General features: G+C 56.2%; 3 protein-coding genes and 1 pseudogene. 1 reads left to right on the top strand and 3 read right to left on the bottom strand.

The genetic code is table 11. The features are described from left to right. The 3 genes from PN477_RS14020 to dusB all read right to left on the bottom strand — a co-directional run. Positions 1-774: Uma2 family endonuclease (locus PN477_RS14020; RefSeq protein ID WP_272147358.1), on the bottom strand; the 774-nt coding region annotated here is incomplete at its 3' end. A gap of 209 nt (positions 775-983) precedes the next feature. Continuing rightward, positions 984-1805: a hypothetical protein gene (locus PN477_RS14015; protein WP_272121703.1), complete on the bottom strand. Its 822-nt coding sequence runs from the start codon at positions 1803-1805 to the stop codon at positions 984-986. 7 nt (positions 1806-1812) lie between these two features. Beyond that, complete coding sequence (dusB, locus tag PN477_RS14010; protein WP_272121701.1) at positions 1813-2859, bottom strand: tRNA dihydrouridine synthase DusB; 1047 nt, start codon at positions 2857-2859, stop codon at positions 1813-1815. 232 nt (positions 2860-3091) lie between these two features. Between dusB and PN477_RS20900 the strand changes: the two are divergent. Then, positions 3092-3298: pseudogene (locus PN477_RS20900) on the top strand (helix-turn-helix domain-containing protein); the annotation flags it as partial. Positions 3299-3434: the final 136 nt, after the last annotated feature.

Below are 3434 nucleotides of genomic sequence, written 5' to 3'. Positions count from 1 at the left end.
GGCTTCGGCTTCAGCGCGTTGGGCTTCGGCTTCAGCGCGTTGGGCTTCGGCTTCAGCGCGTTGGGCTTCGGCTTCAGCGCGTTGGGCTTCGGCTTCAGCGCGTTGGGCTTCGGTTTCAGCGCGTTCCTCTGGGGTTGGAATCCAGATTCCGGCACTGTTATACCACCGTAGCCATTGCCCTTCAACGCCGTTATAGCGGCCATCCCAAACCCCCAGGCCGAGATCGAGGGATTCTAGCCAGAGTTTGCGGCGGGGCAATTCCAGGGGTTGATAGCGTTCTCCTTCGAGGCGAAAGGCGCGGAAACGGTTGTCGCGGCGATCAAAAACGACATAGTAGGGAATATGGAGGATTTGCTCGTACACTTCCCATTTACTGGGGGGTTGGCGATCGCGGTTTCCATAGCCCAAATCATCTGATTCAGTGCCGGGAGAGAGCAACTCGACCACCAAAAACGGTGCAACACCTTCCTGCCACACCACATAACTCCACCGTAATTCCTCCTGCCGTTCCACGGGCCGCACCCCCAGCGCAATAAACCAATCCGGGCGTTTATACCATTGGGTATGACGCGGGTCGTAATAGAGATTTAAATCTTGGGCCATAAGGCGGGTGGCGGCGATCGCTTCTGGCACTTGGCAGGTTTGGCTCAAGAGTTGAGGTTGTAAGGCATGAAATTCGTCGGGCAAACCAGGCTCCTCTGGATCTTCACTGGGTAGGTCATACATGGTGGGTAATGGTTGCTGCCAACGGGGAAAGGGTTGGGGATTAGCCATAGGACTCAGCAAATTAGTACATCTTTATGGTATCGCAGACCATCAAGGCGGAGTAGACAGAGTGCAAGACTCGCTTGGGCGATCGCGCTTTGTACCCCCTTAAATCCCCCCCTACCCGGCTAGCACCCCTTTGCAAGGGCGGAAAAAGTTCCCCTGACCTAGGGAGGCTTGAGAGGAAGATTCAACGCAGATGAGGTCAACCGATCGGGTCACATCAGGGAAGACGGCGCGAAACTGTAGTTATATTTTTCGATGATTAACTGTTCACGGTCAGCCACGAGGGCGATCGCCGCCTCATCGTAGTAATCCCGAAAATGGCGATGGTTCGAGGGGTTGGACTTGTGAGACGATCGCACCTCGGCGGCTTGGATCGGGGTGAGGGGGTAGCCCACTTGGGCGAGGATCGTGATGAAATCCTCGCTGAGATGTTCCATGCGAATCACGGCGGTGAGCATATTTTGAGCTTGGTCAAAGTCGTAGAGGTGTGACCAGGTTTGGATGTGGGGTTGATAGAGGGGGGTGATATCGAGGCAATGGAGGCGGAGATAGCGATAGGTCATCAATCCGGCGAAGGGTGCGATCGCACTGTGGGCATAGCCTTCGCGGAGATCATACTGACGGTGGGGGTTGAAGAGGAGATGCAGCCACTGGCGAAATTTTTGGGGATCATGGGCATCGCTGTAGAGGTCGGCCCACTGCTGGATCGGCTTGGTGAGTTCACCGCGTAGGTTTTTCAAGGCTCCGGTCGGGTGACGCGGCAGGTTTTTCACATGGGGCCAAATTTCCCGCTCCCCCAAACGGCGACGGAGATCCCCCTGACCACTACAGCCAAACGCCCAGAGCGACACATACCAATCCCAAGGATTACGCACAGAACCAAGGATTACCTGGGAGCTATTGAGGTAGTGGCGCGGCATCCGGCGGTGTTTGCCGATCTGTTCGCCGCCGAGATAGGTGTTGAGGAGGCGGGCGATATGGGTGCAGGCGGTTTTTTGGAGTTGGAGATAAATTAAGGGTTCGGTGACAAACATGAAGGAGTTAGGACAGGATGGGCTGGGGGGCGGTGGTGGTTTGGGAGAGGGTGGCTTGTTCAATTGCCGCTGCTAACAAGCCTAACCCCGCTTCGACGGTTTCGATTTGGGAGAGGCGATCGCGCAATTCCCCCGCCCCCGGAAACCCCTTGCAATACCAGGCTAAATGTTTCCGGGATTGGTAGATGCCGCGCTGTCCTTTATAGTCCCACAGGCCGAGGAGATGGTCTTGGGCACAGGCGAGGGATGTGGCGATCGTCGGGTCGGGTAACAATTCCCCCGTGCGTAAAAAGTGATCAATTTGACCCACCAAAAACGGATAGCCCAACGTCCCCCGCGAACACATCACCCCATCGGCTCCGGTCTGCTCCAAACATTGCACCGCCGCCGCCACCGAAAAAATGTCCCCATTGGCAATCACCGGCACAGTCACCGCCTCTTTCACCGTGCGAATCCAATCCCATTGCGCCGTTCCGGTGTAGCCCTGCTGCCGCGTCCGACCGTGGATCGTCAACATCTGCGCCCCCGCCTGCTCTAGGCGTTGGGCAAAGTCTACGATCGTAATTTCGTCATCACTCCACCCCAGGCGCGTTTTCACCGTCACCGGCACATCCACCGCCGCCACCACCGCCCGCACGATCGCTTCTGCTATCTCCGGCTGCCGCAGCAAGGATGAGCCGCCCCCGCGTCGCGTGATTTTATTCACCGGACAGCCCATATTAATGTCAATGGTTGCGGCTCCTTCGGCGACGGCTTTGCGGGCCGCTTCCCCCATGAAATCGGGGCGACAGTCGAAGAGTTGAATACTGATCGGGTGTTCATCGGGGTCAATGGCCATCACTTGGGGGAGGGTGCGCAGGTGATGAAGTTCCGTGGCGCTGACCATTTCGGTGTAGAGCATGGAGCGGGGGGCGTAGCGGCGCACGAGGCGACGAAACACGAGGTCAGTGACACCGGAAAGGGGGGATTGCAAAACCCGACTGTGGAGGGTGACGGAACCAATGTGGAGGGGTTGGGCGAGGCGGGTTTTGAGGGCGGGGGAAAGAGAGAGCATAGGGGCGATCGCAGAATCAAGCAAAGGAACAGCAGGAGCTAAAACGGTCTCCAAAATTAACTTTTGAGGGGTTCGGGGAGCTATAAGTCCCGCGCTGTAGGCGAAGCATCAGCGTCGGGATACATGGACTCCCCGCGCTTGTCGATTCCCCACCCTACGGGAAGGGCTAAGCCCTACGATGGGGATGAGACAAGCATTTGCCAGTAGCTATGGCTTGTGGGAAATTATAGCTATGTTGACAATGAACTACACCTATCGAATCTATCCAGATGCCGTGCAGCAAACTGAACTGCGGTCGTGGCTTGAGACGTGCAGAGGCCTGTATAACTACGCTTTGCGCGAACTCAAAGACTGGATTGCTTCGCGTCGGTGTCCGGTAGACCGATGCTCGTTGGCAAAGGAATACATTATTCCTGCCGATGAATCGTTTCCGTCTTATCTTAAAATGTGCAAAGAAGACTCCCACTATAAAGCGAGTCCGAGTAGAGTTACCGAAGGTAACGGCGGACGTGCCTTTTAGTGGCGAGATGAATTTGCACCAACAAACAAATCGAGCGACAGCGAGTCCTTTAATT

It is taken from the genome of Spirulina subsalsa CS-330, assembly GCF_028330765.1.
Lineage (GTDB): Bacteria > Cyanobacteriota > Cyanobacteriia > Cyanobacteriales > Spirulinaceae > Spirulina > Spirulina subsalsa_A.
Note: the sequence above shows the minus strand (reverse complement) of the source record. Positions and strands in the feature narration are given on the sequence as shown.